The sequence below is a fragment of the Alloactinosynnema sp. L-07 genome (genome assembly GCF_900070365.1).
GTDB lineage: Bacteria > Actinomycetota > Actinomycetes > Mycobacteriales > Pseudonocardiaceae > Actinokineospora.
Genome location: NZ_LN850107.1, coordinates 5,735,390 through 5,756,740 on the forward strand (window position 1 = coordinate 5,735,390; position 21,351 = coordinate 5,756,740).

The 21,351-nt window shown below is 68.3% G+C and carries 18 protein-coding genes and 1 pseudogene; 8 read left to right on the top strand and 11 right to left on the bottom strand.

Going from position 1 to position 21,351, the window contains the following annotated elements:
* Nucleotides 1–46: 46 nt before the first annotated feature.
* The gene (locus BN1701_RS26055) at nt 47–880 is read right to left on the bottom strand and encodes a MaoC/PaaZ C-terminal domain-containing protein (protein ID WP_054053127.1); all 834 of its coding nucleotides are present in this window, start codon (nt 878–880) and stop codon (nt 47–49) included.
* Nucleotides 880–2,220 carry a 3-oxoacyl-ACP reductase gene (locus tag BN1701_RS26060; protein ID WP_054053129.1) on the bottom strand — a complete coding sequence of 447 codons (1,341 nt, stop codon included), beginning with the start codon at nt 2,218–2,220 and terminating at the stop codon, nt 880–882. Before BN1701_RS26060 ends, BN1701_RS26055 begins: the two co-directional genes overlap by 1 nt.
* A gap of 88 nt (nt 2,221–2,308) precedes the next feature.
* Between BN1701_RS26060 and BN1701_RS26065 the strand changes: the two genes are divergently transcribed.
* The 3 genes and pseudogenes from BN1701_RS26065 (at nt 2,309) to BN1701_RS26075 (ending at nt 6,599) form a co-directional block, all read left to right on the top strand.
* Nucleotides 2,309–3,589 carry an acetyl-CoA C-acetyltransferase gene (locus tag BN1701_RS26065; protein WP_054053130.1) on the top strand — a complete coding sequence of 427 codons (1,281 nt, stop codon included), beginning with the start codon at nt 2,309–2,311 and terminating at the stop codon, nt 3,587–3,589.
* Between the two features lie 125 nt (nt 3,590–3,714).
* Complete coding sequence (locus BN1701_RS26070) at nt 3,715–4,908, top strand: ATP-binding protein (RefSeq protein ID WP_054056134.1); 1,194 nt, start codon at nt 3,715–3,717, stop codon at nt 4,906–4,908.
* A 153-nt stretch (nt 4,909–5,061) separates the two neighbouring features.
* Nucleotides 5,062–6,599 (top strand): annotated as a pseudogene (locus BN1701_RS26075) (FAD-binding oxidoreductase).
* Between the two features lie 136 nt (nt 6,600–6,735).
* On the opposite strand, the gene BN1701_RS36555 reads toward BN1701_RS26075, so the two are convergent.
* On the bottom strand, nt 6,736–6,933 hold the full coding sequence (locus BN1701_RS36555; protein ID WP_231949971.1) for a hypothetical protein: 198 nt from the start codon (nt 6,931–6,933) through the stop codon (nt 6,736–6,738).
* 251 nt (nt 6,934–7,184) lie between these two features.
* Here BN1701_RS36555 and BN1701_RS26080 point away from each other — a divergent pair, with 251 nt between their 5' ends.
* Nucleotides 7,185–8,099 (top strand): ROK family protein, encoded by a 915-nt coding sequence (locus BN1701_RS26080; RefSeq protein ID WP_054053132.1) that lies wholly within the window; start codon nt 7,185–7,187, stop codon nt 8,097–8,099.
* A gap of 192 nt (nt 8,100–8,291) precedes the next feature.
* Nucleotides 8,292–8,606: a hypothetical protein gene (locus BN1701_RS36010; RefSeq protein WP_157368226.1), complete on the top strand. Its 315-nt coding sequence runs from the start codon at nt 8,292–8,294 to the stop codon at nt 8,604–8,606.
* Between the two features lie 37 nt (nt 8,607–8,643).
* Here the strand turns inward: BN1701_RS36010 and mctP are convergent, their stop codons facing one another.
* The 8 genes from mctP to BN1701_RS26125 all read right to left on the bottom strand — a co-directional run bounded on the left by mctP (nt 8,644) and on the right by BN1701_RS26125 (nt 18,147).
* Complete coding sequence (mctP, locus tag BN1701_RS26090) at nt 8,644–10,287, bottom strand: monocarboxylate uptake permease MctP (RefSeq protein WP_054053136.1); 1,644 nt, start codon at nt 10,285–10,287, stop codon at nt 8,644–8,646.
* Nucleotides 10,284–10,541 carry a DUF3311 domain-containing protein gene (locus tag BN1701_RS26095; RefSeq protein WP_054053138.1) on the bottom strand — a complete coding sequence of 86 codons (258 nt, stop codon included), beginning with the start codon at nt 10,539–10,541 and terminating at the stop codon, nt 10,284–10,286. Before BN1701_RS26095 ends, mctP begins: the two co-directional genes overlap by 4 nt.
* 192 nt (nt 10,542–10,733) lie before the next feature.
* Nucleotides 10,734–10,961, bottom strand: a complete 228-nt coding sequence (locus BN1701_RS26100; RefSeq protein WP_157368227.1) for a hypothetical protein — start codon at nt 10,959–10,961, stop codon at nt 10,734–10,736.
* A gap of 208 nt (nt 10,962–11,169) precedes the next feature.
* Nucleotides 11,170–12,993 (bottom strand): phosphoenolpyruvate carboxykinase (GTP), encoded by a 1,824-nt coding sequence (locus BN1701_RS26105; RefSeq protein WP_054053142.1) that lies wholly within the window; start codon nt 12,991–12,993, stop codon nt 11,170–11,172.
* A gap of 390 nt (nt 12,994–13,383) precedes the next feature.
* Entirely contained in the window at nt 13,384–14,175 is a 792-nt protein-coding gene (locus BN1701_RS26110; RefSeq protein ID WP_054053144.1) for a hypothetical protein, read from the bottom strand.
* Nucleotides 14,176–14,274: 99 nt separating this feature from the next.
* Nucleotides 14,275–16,101: a dynamin family protein gene (locus BN1701_RS26115; RefSeq protein WP_054053146.1), complete on the bottom strand. Its 1,827-nt coding sequence runs from the start codon at nt 16,099–16,101 to the stop codon at nt 14,275–14,277.
* Nucleotides 16,098–16,589: a nucleotide exchange factor GrpE gene (gene grpE, locus BN1701_RS26120; RefSeq protein WP_082860058.1), complete on the bottom strand. Its 492-nt coding sequence runs from the start codon at nt 16,587–16,589 to the stop codon at nt 16,098–16,100. The genes BN1701_RS26115 and grpE overlap by 4 nt, the downstream gene beginning before the upstream one ends.
* A 4-nt stretch (nt 16,590–16,593) precedes the next feature.
* Nucleotides 16,594–18,147, bottom strand: a complete 1,554-nt coding sequence (locus BN1701_RS26125) for a dynamin family protein (RefSeq protein ID WP_054053148.1) — start codon at nt 18,145–18,147, stop codon at nt 16,594–16,596.
* A gap of 233 nt (nt 18,148–18,380) precedes the next feature.
* On the opposite strand from BN1701_RS26125, the gene BN1701_RS26130 reads away from it, so the two are divergent.
* The 3 genes from BN1701_RS26130 (at nt 18,381) to BN1701_RS26140 (ending at nt 21,244) form a co-directional block, all read left to right on the top strand.
* On the top strand, nt 18,381–19,247 hold the full coding sequence (locus BN1701_RS26130; RefSeq protein ID WP_054053150.1) for a transposase: 867 nt from the start codon (nt 18,381–18,383) through the stop codon (nt 19,245–19,247).
* Between the two features lie 136 nt (nt 19,248–19,383).
* Nucleotides 19,384–20,535, top strand: coding sequence for a sensor histidine kinase (locus tag BN1701_RS26135; RefSeq protein WP_054053152.1), 1,152 nt, complete (start codon nt 19,384–19,386; stop codon nt 20,533–20,535).
* Nucleotides 20,536–20,587: 52 nt separating this feature from the next.
* The gene (locus BN1701_RS26140; RefSeq protein WP_054053154.1) at nt 20,588–21,244 is read left to right on the top strand and encodes a response regulator transcription factor; all 657 of its coding nucleotides are present in this window, start codon (nt 20,588–20,590) and stop codon (nt 21,242–21,244) included.
* Nucleotides 21,245–21,351 lie beyond the last annotated feature (107 nt).

Here is a 21,351-nt window from a genome sequence, read left to right on the forward strand (position 1 = left end):
GAGCCTAGCCCGACGGCCACCGGATCGGGTGACCGTCAGGCTGGCGTCACAGCGGGGTGATGATCCCGTCAACGTGCGGCTGCGGCTTCCGCGCGTTGATCAGATCGAACTTCCACCCACCACCCTGCTCCCGAGCCACAAACCCCACCTTGGCAGGCAACAGCACCGGCAACTTGAACCGGACATCCACCGAATACGCCGAAGGCAGCCGCCCCTCAAACGCGGCCAAACACCGAGCCTTCGTCCACATGCCATGCGCGATAGCCCGAGGAAACCCGAACAACTTGGCCGTCAACGCATGCATATGGATCGGGTTGCGATCACCCGAGACCTCCGCATACCGCCGCCCGATATCGTCCGGAACCTTCCAGAACGACGTCGGCTCAGGCAGTTCAGCCCGCTCGCCCGACTCCGCCTCACCAGACCCGCCACCACGCCGCAGATAAGTGCTGACGTCGTGCCAGATCACTTCACCATCGACAGAGGCCTCGCTGACCATGTCGAACTGACGCCCTTTCGGATGCGCACGCAGATTCTCCACATGCACCCGAAGATCGAACTTCTCGTCCACCCGCAAAGCCCGAGTCTGCGTGATCCGGTTCGCCACATGCACCGAACCGACCAGCGGAAAAGGGAAATCGCCGTCGGTCATCAGCTTGACCTGCATAGGAAAGGTCAACATGTGCGGATACGTGGCAGGCAGCTCATCAGTCAGCCGGAATTCACACACCCGGTTGTAGGCAGCCAGATGCTCCGGATCCACCGCGACACCGGACCGCACATAATCGCGGTCCGGCAGCGCGCCGCCCTTCTTGGTGAAGCCCGCGAGGACCGCCTTGGGGAACAGCAGCCCCAGGTTCGGCGACTCCTTGAGCTCCATCACGCCCCCAGCAGGCTCTGGCCGCAGACCCGGACCACGTTGCCGTTGACCGCGCCCGAGGCCGGGCTGGCGTACCAGGCGATGGTCTCGGCGACGTCGACCGGGAGACCGCCCTGCGACATCGAGTTCATCCGACGGCCGGCCTCGCGGATGAACAGCGGGACCGCGGCGGTCATCTTGGTCTCGATGAAGCCGGGGGCGACCGCGTTGATCGTGATGCCCTTGGCCGCGTACTCGTCGGCGTAGGCGTTGACCATGCCGATGACCCCGGCCTTGCTGGTGCCGTAGTTGGTCTGGCCCAGGTTGCCCGCGATACCCGCGATCGACGAAACCCCGATGATGCGCCCGCCCTCGCGGAGCGCACCTTCAGACAACAGCACCTCGTTGACCTTGAGCTGGCTGGTCAGGTTGACCGCGAGGACCGAGTCCCACGCGCCGTCCTTCATGTTGGCCAGCGTCTTGTCGCGGGTGATGCCCGCGTTGTGGACCACGATGTCGACGCCGCCGTGGCGGGTCTTGAGGTGCTCGACCAGCTTGGCTGGGGCGTCGGCGGCGGTGATGTCGAGCTGGAAGGTCGACCCGCCGACCCGGTTGGCGACCTTGGCCAGGTCGGCGCCCTGGGCGGGGATGTCGAGGGCGATCACGTGCGCACCGTCGCGGGCGAGCACGTCGGCGATGGCCGCGCCGATGCCGCGGGAGGCGCCGGTGACCAGCGCGATCTTGCCCGCCAGCGGGGCGGTCCAGTTCTCCGGCTCGCTGACGTCGCCGCCGTGCGTGCCGATCCGGATGACCTGGCCGTCGACGTAGGCGGACTTGCCCGACAGCAGGAAGCGCAGGGTCGACTCGACCTTGTCCTCGGCGCCCGGCTGGACGTAGACCAGCTGCGACGTCGCGCCGCGCTTGAGTTCCTTGCCCAATGACCGGGTGAAACCCTCGAGCGCGCGCTGGGCGATCAGCTCGCCCTGGTCCTTCGCGGCCTCGGGCGGGGTGCCGAGCACGACAATCCGACCCGACGACGCGACCGAGCGCATCACCGGGTGGAAGAACTCATAGAGCCCGCGCAGCTGCTCCGGGCTCGCGATCCCGGTCGCGTCGAACACGAGCGCGCCGTACTTCTGGGTGTCGGTCCCGGCCGAGGTCAGCACCTCGATCCCGGCGGACTTCAGCACCTGGCCGAGCCCGTCGGCCAGCCTTCCGGTGCCCCCGACCAGCGCGGGGCCGGTCAGGGCGGGCTCGCCCGGCTGGTACCGCCGCAGCGGCTCGGGGTTCGGCAGTCCGAGACGCTTCACGAGAAGCCGTCCGACGCCGGAAGTGCTGAACTGTTGGTAGCGGTCAGTCATTCGTTGCGCCTCCCTACTCGCTAGTAATCCTACTCATGAGTAGGTTAGAATGCTACCGCAGATGTAAATCCGTGCTCAGGAGGATGAGATGGCCCCTACTCGCGTACGCCGCGTCGCGGTCGTCGGCGGGAACCGGATTCCGTTCGCCCGGTCCAACGGGCCTTACGCCCGAGCGTCGAACCAGGACATGTTCACCGCCGCGCTGGACGGGCTCGTGGCCCGGTTCAGCCTGCAGGACGTCCGCGTCGGTGAGGTCGCCGCGGGCGCCGTCCTCAAGCACAGCCGCGACTTCAACCTCGCCCGCGAGTGCGTGCTTGGCAGCAAGCTCTCGCCCGAGACGCCCGCCTACGACGTGCAGCAGGCCTGTGGCACGGGTCTGCAGGCGATCATGCAGGTGGCCAACAAGATCGCGCTCGGCCAGATCGACTCGGCCATCGCCGGCGGTGTCGACACCACCAGCGACGCGCCGCTGGCGCTCAACGACGATCTCCGGCGCATCCTGATCGCGCTCAACAACGCCAAGACCGTCGGGCAGCGGCTCGCGCTGGCGGCCAAGCTGCGGCCCAGCCACCTGGCGCCGGAGCGCCCGGAGAACTCCGAGCCGCGCACCGGGCTGTCGATGGGCGGCCACGCCGCGCTGACGGCCAAGGAGTGGGGGATCACCCGCGAGGCGCAGGACGAGCTGGCGGCTTCGAGCCACCAGAAGCTCGCCGCCGCCTACGATCGCGGGTTCTTCGACGACCTGGTCACCCCGTTCCAGGGCCTCGCGCGCGACCAGAACCTGCGGCCGGACTCGTCGGCGGAGAAGCTGGCCAAGCTCAAGCCCGCGTTCGGCGGCCCCGACGGCACCATGACCGCGGGCAACTCCACCCCGCTCACCGACGGCGCGTCCGCGGTGCTGCTGGCCTCGGAGCAGTGGGCCAAGGAGCGCAAGCTGCCGGTCCTGGCGTACCTGACCTTCCACGAGACGGCGGCCGTCGACTACGTCCACGGCGGCGAGGGCCTGCTCATGGCGCCCGCCTACGCGGTGCCGCGGATGCTGGCGCGGGCCGGGCTGACGCTGCAGGAGTTCGACTTCTACGAGATCCACGAGGCGTTCGCGTCGCAGGTGCTCGCCACGCTGGCCGCGTGGGAGGACGTCGCGTTCGCCAAGGAGAAGCTCGGCCTGACCGAGCCGCTGGGCTCGATCGACCGGGCGAAGCTCAACGTCAACGGCTCCTCGCTGGCCGCGGGCCACCCGTTCGCCGCGACCGGCGGCCGGATCGTGGCGACGCTGGCCAAGCTGCTCGACGAGAAGGGCTCGGGCCGCGGCCTGATCTCGATCTGCGCGGCGGGTGGCCAGGGCGTCACGGCCATCCTGGAGAAGTAAGTACGGTCCTCTACGGCTCTCTAGTCTTCGGACTAGAGAGCCGTAGTCGTTTCTACGGTCGACACGCCGTAGGGGATTCTCGCCAAATATCGGGCTGACACTAGAGACGCCGATACCGTCGGATGATGGACCCGGTCCGCAACCCGTTCGCCCCCGGCGCAGGCCAGCGCCCGCCGGAACTCGCAGGCCGCGAGAAGGAGTTACAGGCCTTCGAGGTGGTCCTGGAGCGGGTCGCGCGGGGCCGCCCGGAACGAAGCCTGGTCCTCACCGGCCTGCGCGGCGTCGGCAAGACGGTCCTACTGGGCGAGCTGCGCTCGATGGCCGTCCGCCGCGGCTGGGGCGCGGGCAAGATCGAGGCCCGCCCGGACGCCGACCTGCGCCGCCCCCTGTCGGCCGCGTTGCACCGCGCAGTGCGTGACCTGGCCGTGCGCCACCGCGCGCCGGACCGGGTGGAGCAGGTGCTTGGCGTGCTCAAGGCGTTCGCGCTGCGCGCCAGCCCGGACAACGCCAAGCTCCGCGAACGCTGGCAGCCGGGCATCGACGTGCCCGCCACCACCGGCCGCGCGGACTCCGGCGACATCGAGATCGACCTGGTCGAACTGTTCACCGACGTCGCCGAACTCGCCCAGGACGTCGGCACCGGCGTTGCCGTCCTCATCGACGAGATGCAGGACATCGGCGCCGACGACATCTCCGCACTGTGCGCCGCCTGCCACGAACTGTCCCAGTCGGGCGCCCCGTTGGTGGTCGTGGGCGCGGGACTGCCGCACCTGCCCGCGGTGCTGTCGGCGAGCAAGTCCTACTCCGAGCGCCTGTTCCGCTACGTCCGGATCGATCGCCTGGACCGAGCCGACGCCGACCAGGCCGTGCTGGCACCGGTCGACCGCGAGGAAGCCGGGATCACGCCCGCCGCCCTGGACGCGCTCTTCGAACGATCGGGCGGCTACCCGTATTTCATCCAGGCCTACGGCAAAGCCGCCTGGGACGCGGCCCCGGACGATCCGATCACCGTCGAAGACGTCGCGGTGGCGGCCCCCGAGGCGGAAGCGGAACTGGCGGTCGGCTTCTTCGGCTCGCGGTACGAACGAGCGACCCCTGCGGAGCGGGAGTACCTGCGGGCGATGGCGGAGCTGACGGAGGGAAAGGACGAGGGCGCGGGCACGTCGGACGTGGCCGTCTACTTGGGACGCAAGCCGTCGTCGCTGTCGCCCGCGCGGGACTCGCTGATCAAGAAAGGTCTGATCTACTCGGCGGAACGGGGCAGGATCGCGTTCACGGTGCCCCACTTCGGCCGGTACTTGCTGGGGATGGACGAATAAGCAGCCCGGCGATCCGTGCGCATCGGGCCGGCGTCGTCCAGGATCTCGCCGCCGCCATCCGAGCCCTAGTCGGCCAGGGCCCGCCCATACGGGCGGCGGCGAGGGCCGGGGAGTCCGGGGCAAGGTACCGGCAAGTCAATTCAAGGAGGAGCGATGCGGTCGTGGTGGGGCTGGGGAACGGTCGAGGACGCCGTCACCGACGCGGAGGCCGTTGACCTGGTCACCCGGGTCCGCGCGGTGCTTCCAGAACACGACTTCACCGACCACGCGCCACCCGCGCCGGAGGACCTCGGGATAGCGCCCTCTCGGGTGACGCCCCCGCCTCGCTGGCCGAGCTGTGTTCGGATGACGTGGTCGACCGGGCCGCGCACGCACACGGGAAGGCGTTCCGGGATGTCGTGCGGAACCTGCACGGGCGGCTCGACCACGTGCCGGACCTGGTCGCACGGCCCGGGTCCGAGCAGGACGTGATCGACATCCTCGACTGGTGCACCAGGGCTGAGATTCCGGTGATCCCGTTCGGTGGCGGCAGTTCGGTGGTCGGTGGGGTCGAGCCACGGTTCGACGGACCCGCGGTGACCATGGATCTCTCCCGGCTCGACCAGGTGCTGGACATCGACCGAACCAGCCGGGCCGCGCGGGTGCAGGCCGGGGTGTTCGGCCCGCACCTTGAGGACCAACTGCGCCCGCACGACCTCACCCTGCGCCACTTCCCGCAATCGTTCGCCTTCTCCACTCTCGGGGGCTGGCTGGCGACGCGCGCGGGTGGGCACTTCGCCACGCTCTACACGCACATCGATGACCTGACCGAGTCGCTGCGGGTGGTCACGCCGGTGGGTGTCAGCGAGTCGCGGCGGCTGCCGGGGTCGGGGGCGGGACCGTCGCCGGACCGGCTGTTCCTCGGGTCGGAGGGGACACTCGGGGTGATCACCGAGGCGTGGGTGCGACTCCAGGACCGGCCGAAATGGCAGCTGACGGCCTCGGTCACCTTCCAGGACTACGCCGACGCCGTCGCCGCCACCCGGACCATCGCGCAGGCCGGGCTGTATCCGACCAACTGCAGGCTGCTCGACCCGACCGAGGCCTACCTCAACGCAGGCGCGGCCGGGTCGGTCCTGATCTTGGGGTTCGAGTCGGCCGACCACCCGGTCACCACGGCCCTCGACCGGGCGCTGGAGATCGCGGCCGACCACGGCGGCGTGATCGGGGAGCGCAAGGAGCGGACCTGGCGGTCGTCGTTCCTGCGCATGCCTTATCAGCGCGACGCGCTCGCGCGGCGAAGCATGATCGTGGAGACGTTCGAGACCGCGTGCACGTGGGACCGCTTCGACGCCTTCCACAGTGCTGTGACGGCGGCGGCGCAGGACGCGATCGAGCGGGTCTGCGGGATCGGCGTCGTGAGCTGCCGGTTCACCCACGTCTACCCGGACGGCCCGGCGCCGTACTACGGGATCTACGCGCCCGGCCGCTGGGGAAGCACGGTCGAACAGTGGGACGAGATCAAGGCGGCGGTGTCCGAGGCGATCATCGCCAACGGTGGAACCATTACCCACCATCACGCGGTCGGGCGGGACCATCAGCCGTCGTATGAGAAGCAGCGGCCGGACGTCTTCGCACTGGCACTCACGGCGGCGAAGGCGGCACTGGACCCGGCAGGAATCCTGAACCCGGGCGTCTTGCTGCGGAAATAAGGAAACCCCGTAGTGCTGCCAGGTCGGGGGTCCGCCAGCACTACGGGGTCAACCGGAACATCGTGGTTCGTCCCGGTCGTGTTACACGGGACCAAACTGTGCCCTGCATCACAATTTGGCCCGTGTATTTGACGTCTTAGCGCCAGGTGACGCTCTGCAGCTGAGCCAGGGTGATCAGTTCGTGCCGCATCGAGGGGGTCGCGGCGGTTTCGATGGCGTGGGACACCGCCTTGCGAGTACGGGCCTCGACTCGGCGGGCGCGGATCTTCGCAGCGATGTTCATGGTGTTGCCATCCCCTTCAGGAAGTCGTTTGCCTGTCTGGCTGACCGGCATGACTCAAGTATGCACCTCCGCCCCGGCAAATGCACGCGATTGTCCGGTGAACTGGCGCACATCCCGGCGAATCATCGGTCAACAGCACCTAAATTCCGGCGGCTGTCCGGCCTGCGCTGTGATCCGGCGGACACGGAGGTAACGCCGAAAAGGCCGTCGGCGATGACCGCTAGGTCAATATAGGTTGATCTAGCAGATTCGCTATATAGCAGAAGACAAGCGCAGATCCGCCGCTCCTTCATACTTCTCCTGTGGCATACCTGGGCATCGATGTCGGCGGGACGAAGATCGCCGCCGGAGTGGTCGACAGCGAGGGCACCGTCCTCGACCGGCTGCAAGTCCCCACCCCGGAGGGCACCGCCGACGCGGTGTTCGCCGCGATCACCGAGTGCGTGCGCCAACTCGACACCGCTGTCGACGGCGTTGGCGTGGCCAGCGCCGGGCCGGTCGACCTGCGGGCGGGCACCGTCTCGCCGGTCAACATCGCCGAGTGGCGCGGGTTCCCGTTGCGCGACCGGGTGGCCGAGCTGTTCCCCCACATTCCCGTCGAGCTCGCGGGCGACGGCGTCTGCATGGCGCTGGGGGAGCACTGGACCGGGGCCGGGCAGGGCGTGGCCGACCTGCTCGGGCTGGTCGTGTCGACCGGCGTCGGCGGCGGCCTGGTGCTCGGCGGGCGCGGATATCCCGGCCGGACCGGGAACGCGGGCCACATCGGACACATGGCCGTGGCGACCGAGCCCGCCTGCCCCTGCGGCGGACTCGGCTGCGTCGAGGTGCGGGCCAGCGGGCCGAACATCGTCGCCTGGGCGAAGGCGCAGGGCTGGGCCGCGCCCGCCGACGCCGATGGGAAGGCGCTCGCGGACGGGGCGCGGGCGGGCGACGAGATCGCGCTCGCGGCGTTCGCGCGCAGTGGGCAGGCCGTCGGGATGGCGATCGCGGCCGCGGCGGTGTTGTTCGACCTGGAACTCGCCATCGTCGGCGGCGGGCTCGCGCAGGCGGGCGACCTGCTGTTCGACCCGATCCGGGCGGCCGTGGCCACGCACGCCAAGCTCAGCTATGTCAGCGACCTGCGCGTCGTGGCGGCCGAGCACACCAAGGACGCGGGCATCGTCGGGGCGGCCTCGCTGGTGGCCCGACCTGCGACAACGCCGACGCCACCCGAATAGGCCAACAGACGAGCAGCCGGTTGCACCCGGTCAGCGAATTCACTCGATTGGTCATCGGGGTCGAGCGACTTCCGTTCGGCGCTGACCACGCTCCGCTCATCGTCTACTTGAAAGTAAGAGCCGGATCTTGGGCCGAATGGCGGCAGAATCGACGGCGACCGAGACAGATCTAAGGAGTTTGTCGCTTTGGCCGTGAGAGGACCAGAGAGCAGGCGCCGCCGCGCGGTGCACCTGCGGAATGTCCCGCCCAAGAACCCGCCCACCGTTCCCGCGCCACGCTCGGCCGGGTCGACGAAACAGGCACCCACCAGAGCCTTGTCCCTGGGCGAGCGGTTCATGCTCGCCGCGGAGCGGGCGCTGGGCGGTCTGGCGCCGACACTGCACCTCGCCCTGGCGATAGTGGCCGTGGCCGTGGTCGGCTTGATCGTCCTCGCGTTCACCGTGGGGATCGTGCCCGCCATACTGGGCGGGCTGGTGCTGCTGGCGGTCATCGGCCGCCCGAGGTGAGGTTGTGCGGGCCTGCGGGCCCGCACACCTCCCGACCTCAGTGCGCGGCGACCTTCTTGACCCTCTTGTCGCCCTCGTCGACGTGGTAGTCGCCGGGGTTGGTCTCGTCAGTGCCGTTGAACGTGCGCAGCCGCCGGGCCACGATCGTCACCACGACCGCGACCAACAGGTTCAGCGCCAACGCGAGTATGCCGACGTAGATCTGCAGCGCGGAGCCCGCGAACGGGTGCCAGCCGAAGACGCTCAGATCGTTGAGCTTGAGCGCCGAGGCCCCGAAGTGCGCCCGCCTGCCGTCCGCGCTCGGGATGTTGTAGAGCATCGACAACCCCCACGCCATGCCCGCGAACCAGCCCGCGATCAGGCCGTGGAGGTGGAACCAGCGCGTGTAGAGCGCGATGGCCACCGCTGGCAGCGTCTGCAGGATCATCACCCCGCCGATGAGCTGCAGGTCGATGGAGAACTGCGGGTCGATGAACAGGATGAACGCGACCGCGCCGAACTTGACCACCAGCGACGCGAGCTTGGCCTGCTTGGCTTCCTGCGCCGAGGTGGCGTCCTTGTGGATGAACTCCTTGTAGACGTTGCGGGTCCACAGGTTCGCCGCGGCGATCGACATGATCGCGGCGGGCACGAGCGCGCCGATGCCGATGGCGGCGAAGGCGATGCCCGCGAACCACGACGGGAACATCTGCTCGAACAGGTTGGGCACGATGGTATTCGTGTCCGGGTTGCCGGTGGCCTGGTTGACCAGCGGTTTCGTCCCGGCCGCGATCGCCATGAAGCCCAGCAGCGCGAGCAAGCCGAGCAGCAGCGAGTACGCGGGCAGCGCTGACATGTTCCGCTTGATCACCGTGCGCCCGCGCGAGGCGAGCACGCCGGTGATCGAGTGCGGGTAGAGGAACAGTGCCAGCGCCGAACCCAGGGCCAGCGTCGCGTACTGGAGTTGGTTGTTGCCGTTGAGCAGCAAGCCGTCGCCCGCCGCAGGGGTGGCCTTGAACTTCGCGTCGGCCGCGCCGAAGATCTCGCTCCAGCCGCCGAGCTTGATCGGCAGGTAGATCACCGCGACGATGATCACCACGTAGATCAGGATGTCCTTGACGAACGCGATCAGCGCGGGCGCGCGCAGGCCGGACTGATACGTGTAGACCGCCAGGATCACGAACGCGATCAGCAGCGGCAGATGCCCGACGATCCCGGAGCCGTTGAACCCGAGCGTGCGCAGCACCGCCTCCAAGCCCACCAGTTGTAGCGCGATATACGGCATCGTCGCCACGATCCCGGTGATCGCCACCAGCAGCGCCAGCCACGACGAGCCGTAGCGGCCTCGAACGAAGTCCGCCGGAGTCACGTATCCGTGCACCCGCGACACCGACCACATGCGCAGCAGCGGCATGAAGACGATCGGGTAGACGATCACCGTGTAGGGCAGCGCGAAGAACCCGGCCGCGCCCGCGCTGAACATCAGCGCCGGGACCGCGACGAAGGTGTAGGCGGTGTAGAGGTCGCCGCCGATGAGGAACCAGGTGATCCACGAGCCGAACTTGCGCCCGCCGAGGCCCCACTCGTCGAGGTGTTCGAGGGTGTCGCCCGCCTTCCACTTGGCGGCGACGAACCCCATGACGGTGACGACGCCGAAGAGGAGCGCGAAGACGATCAGCTCGGTCCAGTGCAGGTCGGTCACCGGCCCGCCCCCTGGTCGACGCGGTCGGGGCCGGGCTTGTCGGGACGGTCCTTGGTCTTGATGAACACCAACGTTGTACACAGGACGCCGACGATGATCCCGAGGAACTGGAACCAGTAGAAGAACGGCATCCCGAACAGTTCTGGTCCGGTCCGGTTGTAGATCGGTGTGATCAACCAGAGCAGGGGAATCGCGAGCAGCAGATTCCAAGGGCTCCAGCGGAAGTTGGAGCCCGTTTTCCCAGCTCGGGGCATCGGCGCACCTCGCTTGTCGTCGGTGACGTGTTGCCGGGCAACACTAGAGTGCGACGCCGATCACGTCACTACCTCACCGATAACGAAACGATGCCGCGATTCACTCACCGCAAGGGCGATGTGTCCACAGGCTGTGCACAAGTTTGTCCACAGGTTGTGGATAGCTTCGTCCACAGGCTGTGGACGGCTGGGCTACTGGTCGAACGCGGAGATGCTGTGCTGCTCGGCCAGTCGATCACCGATGATCAACAGGCAGGCCAGGCATCGGGGGCCTTCGTGGGTGCTGCGGATCTTGCCGAACGGGACGCTGTGTGTGCACGCCGCCTCGACGAAGCTCGCGGGCCGCTCATCGCTGGGGAACGCGTGCACCCTGTCGTCGTAGCCCGACATGCGCCAGCGCCATCTGTCTGCCTCGCCCACCGTCCTCAACCTCCTGTTTTCGTCCGCCCCTTCATATCTTGAAGACGAGCACGCACGGATTTAGTGACGCCGGAAACGCCGACGTGAGAGAAGCCGTCGCCCTCGCAACCGCAGCCTAAGGGGAACGCGAAGCAAAAAGACCACGGTGCGCTCGCCAGCGCACCGTGGTCTCGTCACGGAACCGAACCTAGAATCTCGGGGAGGCGGACTAGCCCAGGCGCTGCTTGAGCGCTGCCAGCTCGTCGCGCAGTGGCGTCGGGAGCTTGTCGCCGATCTTGTCGAACCACTCCTCGATCAGCGGCAGCTCGGCCCGCCACTCGTCGGCGTCGACCTGGAGCGCGGCCTCGATGTCGGCGCGAACGCCGTCCACACCGTCGAGGTCGAGGTCGTCGATCGTCGGCACGTAGCCGATCGGGGTCTCCACGGCCGCGGCCTTGCCCTCGATGCGCTCGATGGCCCACTTCAGCACGCGGGAGTTCTCACCGAATCCAGGCCACAGGAACTGCTTGTCCTCGCCCCGGCGGAACCAGTTGACGTAGAAGATCTTCGGCAGCTTGGTCGCGTCGGCGCGCTTGCCGGTCTCGATCCAGTGGTTGAAGTAGTCACCGGCGTGGTAGCCGATGAACGGCAGCATCGCCATCGGGTCGCGGCGCACGACACCGACCTGGCCGACCGCGGCCGCGGTGGTCTCGCTGGACAGGGTGGCGCCCATGAAGGTGCCGTGCTGCCAGCTGCGCGACTCGGTGATCAGCGGAATCGTTGTCGCCCGGCGTCCGCCGAAGAAGATCGCCGAGATCGGCACACCCTTCGGGTCGTCCCACTCCGGCGCCTTGGTGTCGCACTGCTCGATCGGCGTGCAGTAGCGCGAGTTCGGGTGCGCGGCCTTCTCGTCGGCGCCCGGCGCCCAGTCGTTCTTCTTCCACGAGGTGAGGTGCTCGGGCGCCTCGCCCATGCCCTCCCACCAGATGTCACCGTCATCGGTCAGCGCGACGTTGGTGAACAGCGAGTTGCCCTTGGCGATGGTGCGCATCGCGTTGGGGTTGGTGTGGTAGTCGGTGCCCGGCGCCACGCCGAAGAAGCCGTTCTCCGGGTTCACCGCCCAGAGGCGGCCGTCCTCACCGAACCGCATCCAGGCGATGTCGTCGCCGATGGTCTCGACCTTCCAACCCGGCACGGTCGGCTCCAGCATCGCCAGGTTGGTCTTGCCACACGCGCTCGGGAAGGCCGCGGCGACGAAGTAGACCTTGTTCTCCGGCGAGGTCAGCTTGAGGATCAGCATGTGCTCGGCCAGCCAGCCCTCGTCACGGCCCATCGCCGAGGCGATCCGCAGCGAGTAGCACTTCTTGCCCAGCAGCGCGTTGCCGCCGTAGCCCGACCCGTAGCTCCAGATCACGCGCTCTTCCGGGAAGTGCACGATGTACTTGGTGTCGTTGCACGGCCACGCGACGTCGGCCTGGCCCGGCTCCAGCGGGGCGCCGATCGAGTGCAGCGCGGGCACGAAGTCGCGCTCGGTGCCATCGGCGTCGACGAAGCGCTCAAGGGCCTTGGTGCCCATCCGGGTCATGATCTTCATCGAGACCACGACGTACTCGGAGTCGGTGATCTCCACGCCGAGCATCGGGTTCTCCGCGTCGAGCGGGCCCATGCAGAACGGGATCACGTACATGGTGCGGCCGCGCATCGAGCCCCGGTAGAGCTCGGTCATGACGGCCTTCATCTCGGCCGGGTCCATCCAGTTGTTGGTGGGACCGCAGTCAGCCGGGTCGGCCGAACAGATGTAGGTGCGCTCCTCGACGCGCGCGACGTCGTTGGGGTCGGAAGCCGCGTAGAAGGAGTTCGGCTTCTTCGCCAGACGCGTGAAGGTGCCCGCGTCGACCAGCTTGTCGGTCAGCCGGGTCCACTCCTCGTCGGAGCCGTCGACCCAGACGACCTCATCCGGAACGGTCAGTTCGGCCACCTCGCGCACCCAGGACAGGAGCCGCTGGTGTGTCGTCGGTGCCTGGTCGACACCAGGGATTGTCACTGCCGTCATCTCCGCCTCGTCTCCTGGCTGAACGCCGAAATGCCGATCAGGACGCCATCACGCCCTGGTGGACCGACGGCGTCCTCATCGAATAGCTACGCGCCCGCTCTGGGTGGAGCGGGTGCGTGCTTGAAGGAATGCAATGAGGCTAGCGAAGTGACCGGCAGGTAACCGAGACCTGTCCTGTCGGTTCTCTCACAAGAACGATAAGGGAATCGATTCAGTACACGGATGCGTAGTCGAAATTCGGACATCCGGGTGTCCGGTTTGCGAACAGGCGCGACGTAACGTGAGTCTTCCCACGTCAGGTGGGCCGATCAACAAAAGATCCCGGCGCGGTCGCCCGCGCCGGGATCTTCTATTTGTCCTCATTCGTCACCTTGAGTGACGATCATGCGGTCAGACCGAGTCGTCCGGGACGCCCGCGGAGGTGTTCCACGCGGCGTCGGAGCCGCTGGGGGTGCCCGAGCTGTCGGACTCGTAGGAGCCGTCGGCGTTGATGTGTCCGGTCTCGACGGTGGTCCACTCGTCCTCGCCGGTGTGCTCGGCGATGGTCACGTCGCCGTCGGCCTCGACCACGATCGCCTGGTCGGCCTCGCCGTCGCCGTCGGCGTCGGTGAACGCGTAGGTGTTGCCCTCCTCGTCGGTGACGACCGAGGTGTCGTTGGTGCCGTCGCCGTCGGCGTCGTACTCCGCCGGGCCCGCGGTGACGTCGCCGTCCTTGGTGTCGACGGTGATGGTCTCGCTGCCGCCGTCGTCGTCCTTGGACGTGGGCAGGTCGCTGTCGTCGTCGTCCTTCTTGGCGGGCTTGTCATCGTCATCGTCGTTCGACGCGGGCTTGGCCGAGCCGCTGTCGTCGGCGCCGTCGCCGCTGGGGGCCTCGACGGAGTCGGGGTCGGCCTCGGCCCACTCGCCGGAGGCCTCGTCGTACTCGGCGGCGCCGGTGACGTTGCCTTCCTCGTCGAGCTGGACCATGGTGTCCGCGGTGCCGTCGCCGTCGGTGTCCGTGAAGGCCATGTAGCCGTCTTCGGTCTGCACGACGGCGGTGTCGTTCTTGTTGTCGCCGTCGTAGTCGTAGTTCTCTTCGACCTCGTACTCCTCGCCACCCACCTCGACGGTCAGCTCGTCGTGGCCCGCGGTGTCATCCGCGGTGGTGTCGGTCGTGTCGGCGCCGGTCTCGTCCACGTACACGTGAAACCCCCTTCAATCCGCTCTTTGTTGTGGGTATGACTGACGCCTCGTCGGTCCGGTTCCCGACGGTACCTAGAAACCTAGGTACCGCTGTTCGGGTCAATTCTTGTCGCGCACGGACCGAATGCTGGCGAGCAGCTTCTCCGCGCGGTCACGTCCGGCGACCACATCGGTCAGCCGCTTGTTTACCACGGTCACAAGCTTTTGCCGCTCGCTCACATCAAGTCGTAATGCCTTGTCGACCTCGCGGAGCTGCTCCTCGATCCCGACGATGCGCTTGCCGAGCGCCTCGTCGAGCGCCAGCGACAGTTGGGACTCCGCGTCGATGAGCTGCTCGGAGACCAGTTGATCCAATGTGGACCTCGAATCGGCGATCGACTCGTTGAGCCACAGCTTCATGTGCTGCTTGTCGGCGGTGTGCTTGCGGGTACGCGCGATCCACCAGCCCGCGCCGAGGCCGATGATGATCGTGGGCACCAGCAGGATGGGCGCGGCGACCGCGCCCGCGATCGGCAGCACGGCCATCTTGCCCGCGCCGAAGCCGCCGGAGACGCCCATGAAGATCAGCAGCTTGTCCTCGGCGGTCGGCAGCCGCTTCTCAGCGGCGCGCAGGACCACTTGCGACTGTCCCGACCGGGCGAACTGGGAGCGGATGACCGCCAGTTCCTCGGCGCTGAACAGCTCGCTGAGCACCGTGTCGGCGACCTGGTTGAGCCGCTCGCTGACCGACTGGCTGATCCGCCCCGACACCATCTGCATCGCGGCGTCGACCTGGCCGGGCAGTTCCTTGAGCTTGTCGCGGTCAGCGGTGTCGATGGCCTGGCGGAACCACGATTGCAGGTCGCGCATCTGGCGGCTGACCTCGTGGGCGTTCTCCAGCCGCGCGCGCTGGACCTCGCTGCGCAGCTTGACCTGCCAGCCCCGGGTGGAGGACCGGCGCTCGGAGGTCAGCTCGTCCTTGCGGGCGCGCAGTGCCTCGGCCTCGGCCTCGCCGGTGGTCAGGGCGCGGCGCTCGTTGTCGAGCTTGACCTTGAGTTCGCCGAGGGTGGAGGACAGCGCCCGCAGCGTGTTGGCCTCGGCAAGCATCGCCGACCGGCCCACCAGCAGGGCGCGCAGCGCCTGGCCCAACTCGGCCACCCCAGAACGTTCCCTGAGCATCGCGGCGGCCTCGGGGCTGGGCGCCTTGCCCGCCATCTCGTACATCCGCGACGACACTGGATAGAAGGTGGCCCCCGCGAACCGCGGCGCGTGTTCGGTCAGCAGCGTCTGGTTGGCCTCCATCACCTGCCGCCAGCCCCGGAACTGGTCCACTTTGGACAAAGCGAAGACCACGGTCTCGACCCGCTCGCCGATGTTGGCCAGGAAGGTCAGCTCGCCGATGGTGAACGGCGCGGACGCGTCGACGACGAACAGCAGGGCCGTGGCCGAGGCGGCGGCCTCGATGGCCAGGTCGCCGTGCACCGAGTCGAGCCCGCCGACGCCGGGGGTGTCGACCAGGATCAGCTTGTCGAGCAGGTCGGACGGGCCGTCGACCTCGACGTAGCGGGGCGGCAGCTCGCCGTCGGGCAGTTCGTGCGCGGCCGAGACCCAGTTGACCAGCTTGGCCAGGTCGACCGGGACCGGCGCGAGCTGGCCGGGGTAGCAGGCGCGGGCCTGCCACTCATCGGCGTGGCCGAACACCAGATAGGTCGCGGTGGCGACGTCGGCGTCGACCGGGGACAGGCCTGGGGTGTCGATCAAGGCGTTGACCAGCGAACTCTTGCCCCGGTTGGTCTCGCCGACCACGACGACCGACGGCTTCTTGCGCCTCTTGGACCGGATCTCCTCGACCCACTGCGCGGCGTCCGGCTCGGCCTCCTTGAGCAGCGCGATCAGCTTTTCCCTGGCCTGCGCTACCTGCTGGGGCAGTGTCAGCGGCTTGGTCATGCGCCTGCCTTGGTGTAGACGGTGACGATCGGCGGGCGCAGCACCTGGCCGCGGTCACTGAACCCGACGACCTCGGTCTCGGCCACGGTTCCGTCGAGCGAGTCGTCCGCGGTGGTCGCGGTGCCGCCCGCCTCGTGCAGCGCCGGGTCGAACTTGGCCCCGTCCGGCCGGACCGCGACGACGCCGACGGCGGCCAGGCCCGCCTCGATCCGCTCGGCCACCCCGGAGCTGCGCGCCCGGTCGTGGGCGTAGAGGCACAGGGTGACCAGCGAACGCCGCTCGTCGACGGCCTGGTCGTACAGCTCGGGAGCGATGCTGACCAGCGCGGGCTCGATCCGGAAGTCGTCGGACAGCTCGATCTCCGGCGGGGTCGGCAACGGCAACGGCACGGGCTCCGGCTCGGCGGCCTGGTCGGCGTCGGCGATCACTTGGGCGGTGACCTGAATGGTCGAGTCTTCGTCTTTGCGCTTGCCTTTGAACCAGGACACCGTGTCACCCAGCCTGTTCGCGAAGTTGTTGCCAGATCAGGAAGTAAGCGCGGTGCACGACGTGCGCGACGCGGCTCTGCGCCGGGGTGGCGCCGAACGAGGCGAACGAGCGCCACCAGCCCGCCCGCTCCAGCGCGTATGCCGACAGCTCCTTGTGCGGTCGGCCCTTCATGCCCAGTTGCTCGCCCACCTCGGCGCTGCTGCCGACCCGCAGGACCTCCTCGGCCAGGTCCTCCGGCATGTCCACCGCGCCGGAGGTGACCAGGGTCAGGGCTTCGAGCAGGCGCAGCTGGTGGGCCTCGGGCTTGGCGAGCAGGACCTCGATGGCGTCGTGCACGCGCTGGCGCTCGCCGGGGTCGCCCGAGGCGTGGGCCAGCGCGGTGACCGAGGCAAGCGCGGCGGCGGCCTTGATGCCGTCGGCGCGGGCGCGGAAGACCGCGTCGAGCCTGCTGCGCACGCCCGCCAGGCCGGAGGCGTCGAGCAGCCTGCGGCGCAGGGCGCCCGCGGTGAGCTCGGGTTCGGCCTTGATCGCGTCGACGGCGGTGCGGATGCCGTAGAGGTCGAGCTTCTCCAGCAGTTTGACCCGGGTGCCCGTGGCCACGTCGCAGTCCCAGCTGGTGAAGATGTCGGCCGACATCAACATGGTCTCCCACGTGATGTCGTCGAGGGCGGCCAGCGCGCGCAGGGCGTCGGCGTCGGCTGAGGTGAAGCCGCCGGACTCGGCGGACTCGGCGAGCAGGCCGATCACCGGGATGACGTCGGCGACGCGCGGCTTGAGGGTGGCGGCCTGCTTCTCGGCCAGCAGCGTGGCCGCCTTCCAGACATCGCCATCGCTGCCGGTCACCGACTCCGGGATGATCGTGTCGGCCTTGTTGAGCACGGCGATCGCGTTGACCGGGCCCGCCTCGCGGCTCGCGGTGGCGGCGGTGAACGCGGCCAACGCCTGCTGGTCGTCGGCGCGCACGCCCTGGGTGACGACGTAGAGCACGGCCTCGGCGCCCGCGACGGCGTTGCGGGAGGTGTCGTCGAGGTCGTCGGAGCCCTCTTCGCTGTCGTCCTCTTTGTCCTTGGCGGCGCCCAGGAGTTGCTCGGTGCGCTTGACCGAGGCGGCGTCGAGTGAGCCGAGGCCGGGGGTGTCGATGACGGTGAGGTCGCGCAGGACCGCGTTGGTCAGGTACGCCTCAAGGTGGGAGACCTTGTCGAAATCGACCTCAAGATCGTTGGGGATCATGCCGCCGACATCGAAGGGCAGCACCTGCTTGGTGCCGTCGAAGAAGACCAGCTCGACCCGGTCGACCGTGCCGTACTGGAACCGGGTGACCAGCCGGGTGCACTCGCCGACGTCGGTCGGCGCGACGCGGCGCCCGATGAGGGCGTTGACCAGCGTCGACTTGCCCGACTTGATCCGGCCCGCCACCGCGACCTGCAGGGGCGCGGACAACCTGCGCAGGACCTCACGGAACCCCGCCGCCGTGCGCGCCGAGACCTGCGGCTGCAGGCGCTGGCACAGATTGGCGACCGCGGCCGACAGCGGTCCGGCGAGATGCTGCTCGCTCAAGCGGTGGCCTCCTCGATGTTTCGAGTGGAATCGTACTGATCCGCCTCCCCGAAATTCTTACGGTTGGTCACGATTGAGGCGATGTCACGATTGGTCGGTCACCGTGGTCAGCCGCCGTCCCGGTCCCCTTAGGCGCGTTTTGTGGGTTGGTCGGCGTGTTGGTGCTGGATATGAAGGTGCCCCTGCGCAGGCTGGTGATTGCTGAAGATCGCCGACCTGCGAGGGGCACTGTCATGTTGCCTGCTGAGGATCTGTTCGTCCACTGCTACGTCCTCGTCGATGACCTGATCAAGGATGCAGTGGTGGTCATCCCGCCGCGTCCTGGTCCGGCACCGGCCTGCACTGACGCCGAGATCATCACGATTGGGCTGGTCAGACACCTGATGGGTCGGCGCAGCGAGTCCGGATTCGTCGCCGAGATCCGCCGCGAGTGGCCACGACTGTTCCCGTCGCTGCCTCACATCAGCGAGGTGAACCGCCGCGCCCGCTGGCTCTATGGCGCCTACGAACAGATCCGCCAGGCCGTGCTCGCCACGGTCCCTGCCGACACCTGGGGTCAGATCGACACCTCCGCGCTGCCGGTCAAACACCCCAGCCGGGTCCGCGGCCCGGACTCCTGGACCGGGCCCAACGAGCTGTGCGCCCGTTTCGGCCGCGACGCCGCACACGGCGAGTGGTTCTACGGTTTCCGCCTCGCTGTGCGCACCGACCTGGGTTCGCGGCTGGTCCGAGCCTGGGCGATCGTGCCCGCGACAGTGAGCGAACGCGCACTGGTCCCCGACCTGATCGCCGGCGCCGAGCACCTCGTCGGCCTGCTCAACGAAAAAGGCTTCAACGGCCGAGCCTTCACCAAATCCCTTGCCGCACAAGGGATCACAAACCTGGTGCCGCCAACCAAGGCCGACCGCGCGACCATGCCAGCCACCCTGCAGAAGATCATCGCCGAGTGGCGCAACCGCGTGGAAACCACCTTCAGAGAACTCACCGACACCATGGAACTCGCCCGACACGGCGCTCACACCTTCCACGGCCTGCTCACCCGCACCGCCGCCACCATCGCAGCCCACAGCATCGCCCGGATCGCCCTACCGACAAACTGAACCCACAGAACGCGCCTTAGGCGCGGTCAGTCCCAGGGCGGACCAAGGATCCACCGGGAGGTTGACGTCCGGGCGTGGTGGGGCTGCCTACGCTTGTCCAGTGCGGCGACTGAGTATGTGGATGAAACGGCACCCGGTGGCGGGCGACACCGTGATCGCGATGCTGTTCGTCGTGCTGGAGCTGCCTTCGCTCTTCATCGACTTCGACGCCGCGGCGGCGTGGGCGTACTGGCTGGTCGGCATCGGGCTGCTCGCCCCGCTGGTCATCCGGCGGCAGAACCCGATGCTCTCGGCGTACCTGATCCTGCTGGCCGGGTTCGCCCAGCTCGTCACCCACGGCCAGACCCAGGTCACCGACCCCATGGCCGACGTGCGGGTGCGCGTCGCCGACTTCGCGCTGGGCATCTCGCTCTACACCCTGGTCACCTACGTCGGCCGCAAGCAGGCGCTGCTCTACCTGGTGTGGCTCGGGATCGGCACCACGGCGTGGGCGATCTGGCGGATCAGCTTCCCCGACGCGATCCTGCCGCTGCTGGTGATCGTGGTGATCTTCGCGCTGTGCTGGGTCCTCGGCGAGTTCACCGGCGCCCGCAAGGCCTATCACGTGGAGGTCGAGGCCAGGCTCGCCCTGCTGGAGACCGAGCGCGACCAGCAGGCCCGCATCGCCGTCGGCGAGGAACGCGCCCGCATCGCCCGCGAACTGCACGACGTCGTCGCGCACGCGGTCAGCGTGATCGTCGTGCAAGCCGACGGCGCGGCGTACGCGGTGCGGTCCAACCCGGAGATGGCCGAGCGCGCGGTCAACACCATCTCGGCGACCGGCCGCGAGGCCCTCACCGAACTCCGCCGCCTCCTCGGCGTCCTGCGCGACGACGGTGCCGACTCCGACCGGGCCCCACAGCCAGGCACCCAGTCGATCTCCGACCTGGCCGAACGGGTGCGCGCGGTGGGCGTGCCGGTCCAGCTGGACTTGGCAGGCGACCTCGACGACCTGCCCACCGGCGTGAGCCTGGGCATCTACCGGATCGTCCAGGAGGCCCTGACCAACACGATCAAACACGCTGGCCCCGGCGCCACGGCGTCGGTCAACGTGGCGCGGGTCGGCGACCGGGTCGAACTCGACATCACCGACCGCGGCTCGGGAAAGGCGCTGGCGAACGTGGTCGGCGGCAACGGCCTGATCGGCATGCGGGAACGGGCGAACGTCTTCGGCGGAACCCTGCAAGCGGGCCCCGAACCGGGCGGCGGCTGGCGGGTCCGCGCGGTCCTGCCGGTCTCCGGGAACTGACGATGACCCGGCGCCCGCCGCCCACATGGCCAAGGAGGCTACGTTGGGACGCGTGATCAGGGTTGTGCTTGTCGATGATCAGGAACTGATGCGCGTCGGCTTCCGCATGGTGCTCGGCGCCCAAGAGGACATGGAGGTCGTCGGCGAAGCAGGCGACGGCCGCGCCGCCATCGAGCTGGCCGAGAAACTCAGGCCCGATGTGGTGCTGATGGACGTACGCATGCCGGTGCTGGACGGGGTCGAGGCCACCCGGGTGATCACCGAGGCAGGCACGTCAAAGGTCCTGGTCATGACCACCTTCGACCTGGACGAGTACGCGTTGTCGGCCCTGCGCTGCGGAGCGAGCGGTTTCCTCCTCAAGGACACCCCGCCATCCCACCTGGTCTCGGCGTTGCGATCGGTGGCCAGCGGCGACGCGGTGGTCTCTCCCAGCGTCACACGACGGCTGCTAGACCGATTCCTAGGTCCGGGCGGCGGCGAACCCCGAGACGCAACGGTCCTGGAAGCACTGACCGAGCGGGAACGCGAGGTCCTGGTCCTGATCGCCCACGGCCTCTCCAACACAGAAATCGCCCGCAAACTGTTCTTGTCAGAGGCAACGGTGAAAACGCACGTCGGCCGAGTCCTGGCAAAACTGGAACTGCGAGACCGAGTCCAAGCAGTAGTGCTCGCCTACGAAACCGGCCTGGTCCGTCCAGGAGACGCATAACCCACAAAACGTAAGGGGCCGAACAGAACGGCCTGTTTGGGTGGTTCGCCTTGATTTGGGGGAAATGGGCCTAAACTCGCGGTGCGGGTGAGTCTTCTTGACCTCGC

Coding starts and splice junctions, on each gene's coding strand:
- BN1701_RS26130 (WP_054053150.1), top strand. CDS start 18,381: ATGTTGCCTGCTGAGGATCTGTTCGTCCACTGCTACGTCCTCGTCGAT.
- BN1701_RS26060 (WP_054053129.1), bottom strand. CDS start 2,220: ATGACTGACCGCTACCAACAGTTCAGCACTTCCGGCGTCGGACGGCTT.
- BN1701_RS36555 (WP_231949971.1), bottom strand. CDS start 6,933: ATGCCGGTCAGCCAGACAGGCAAACGACTTCCTGAAGGGGATGGCAAC.
- BN1701_RS26065 (WP_054053130.1), top strand. CDS start 2,309: ATGGCCCCTACTCGCGTACGCCGCGTCGCGGTCGTCGGCGGGAACCGG.
- BN1701_RS26095 (WP_054053138.1), bottom strand. CDS start 10,541: ATGCCCCGAGCTGGGAAAACGGGCTCCAACTTCCGCTGGAGCCCTTGG.
- BN1701_RS26105 (WP_054053142.1), bottom strand. CDS start 12,993: ATGACGGCAGTGACAATCCCTGGTGTCGACCAGGCACCGACGACACAC.
- BN1701_RS26070 (WP_054056134.1), top strand. CDS start 3,715: ATGGACCCGGTCCGCAACCCGTTCGCCCCCGGCGCAGGCCAGCGCCCG.
- BN1701_RS26115 (WP_054053146.1), bottom strand. CDS start 16,101: ATGACCAAGCCGCTGACACTGCCCCAGCAGGTAGCGCAGGCCAGGGAA.
- BN1701_RS26055 (WP_054053127.1), bottom strand. CDS start 880: ATGGAGCTCAAGGAGTCGCCGAACCTGGGGCTGCTGTTCCCCAAGGCG.